The following is a 1,483-nucleotide window of genomic DNA, read 5'->3' as shown; positions in this document are numbered from 1 at the left end:
AACTCGCTACGACAAACTAGCCACGAACTTCTTGGCTGCCGTCCATCTCGCCGCCATCGTTGCCTATTGGATCAATTGAGTCCGAGCCCTAGTTCTTCACATGGCACCGCGGTCGCGGCAATCGCGTCGTGCAACTCGGCCAGCTCCTGGTGAATCCCGACGCAGCGCCTGGTCGCGTCGCGCACCTGCTGGACATCGAAGACGTTTTGACCGTGGTCGGCGCGCTCGAATTCGTCGAGATATTCAAGGTTCTTTTTCACGAGCCCGACCCGATAGGGCTGGCGCGGCTTACCCTTGAAGGCGCCTTCCCATGTCTCGCCATGGACCAGGAAATTGCGTATCGGCCGCAACTCATCCAACTCCTTGTAGAGGCGTTGCAGCGTCGCCTTGTGTTCATCGGGCACACCCCCGAAGTCACACCATTTCTTGAAGATCTTGATCTTGTCTGCGAATGTTCGCCCGGAGTATTCGTCGAACAGCGCTTCGAGCGGTGCCTCATTGATGAGGTCCATCAACAGGAGCATCCTGAACTCGACGCGGCCCATCTCGGTCAAAAACTCCCCGAGCGCCTGATGTATCGCATCGGACGGCGTTCGTACCCCAGACTTGAGGCGGCGCCGCCATTTCCGTCGGCGTTGGGCTTTTCTTGAGTTCCTCGACATAAGTATTCCCAAAGCAGGACCGAGGCCCGCCAGCCGGAGCGAGTTCTTTCGCATATTCCCGCCCGCAACTGGCCTCAGCCCGGCGATATCCTTTCAGTAGCAGGACAGTGCTGGCCCGTGTAGGGCTTTAAGCCCGCGGTGGCGAAGGTTGGTCACAATGGCTTGGCATAAAACTTCAGACGGTTCGTTCCTGGATCACACCGGCAAAGTTCTGTTCTTCAGCAAAGATCGATTTGTGAACGATATCTGTATCGGCCGTTGCTGCTTTATCTGCGGCGCAGAGCCCGCGTCAAAAGTGTTCAACGATGAGCATGTTATCCCCGAATGGGTGCTGCGGAAATTCAACCTGTTTAACAGGGCGATCACATTGCCAAATGGCGGGACCGTCAAGTACGGACGCTTCAAAGTCCCCTGCTGCCAGGACTGCAACTCGCTGATGGGACGTCAGATCGAAGATAGGATCAGCAGGGTCGTCAATGCCGGCCCGGAGGCCGTGCAGAAGCACATCGCCGAGGGCAACGGGTTGGAGTTCTTCGTCTGGCCGGGCCTGATTTTTCTCAAGGTCTATCTCAAGGACAGGGAATTTCGAATACACCACGATCTTCGCAAACCGGATGACAAGATCGCAGACCTGTATGACTGGCAGGCACTGCATCATATGCACTGCCTTGTGCGGTGCTTTGTGAACGGTGCTTCGCTGGAGAAGGAAGTGTTTGGATCGCTGGGGATCGTGTCCCTGAGCGTGGTGTAACTGGCGGTGGGACACCGCGTTCGCCGGCAAAAGCCGGACTGGTCAGCTGGCGATAGCCGGGAGGCTGACG

The 1,483-nt window shown here is 57.2% G+C and carries 2 protein-coding genes; one reads left to right on the top strand and one right to left on the bottom strand.

Annotated elements, in window-relative coordinates; all coding sequences use genetic code 11:
* Positions 1-71: 71 nt before the first annotated feature.
* Positions 72-515: a hypothetical protein gene (locus GA0061099_RS39170; RefSeq protein ID WP_141697832.1), complete on the bottom strand. Its 444-nt coding sequence runs from the start codon at positions 513-515 to the stop codon at positions 72-74.
* Between the two features lie 304 nt (positions 516-819).
* Here GA0061099_RS39170 and GA0061099_RS39165 point away from each other — a divergent pair, with 304 nt between their 5' ends.
* Entirely contained in the window at positions 820-1,413 is a 594-nt protein-coding gene (locus tag GA0061099_RS39165) for a hypothetical protein (RefSeq protein WP_036032551.1), read from the top strand.
* Positions 1,414-1,483: the final 70 nt, after the last annotated feature.

The sequence above is a fragment of the Bradyrhizobium yuanmingense genome (assembly GCF_900094575.1).
GTDB classification, from domain to species: domain Bacteria; phylum Pseudomonadota; class Alphaproteobacteria; order Rhizobiales; family Xanthobacteraceae; genus Bradyrhizobium; species Bradyrhizobium yuanmingense.
This window is presented reverse-complemented; position numbering and strand designations above follow the sequence as displayed.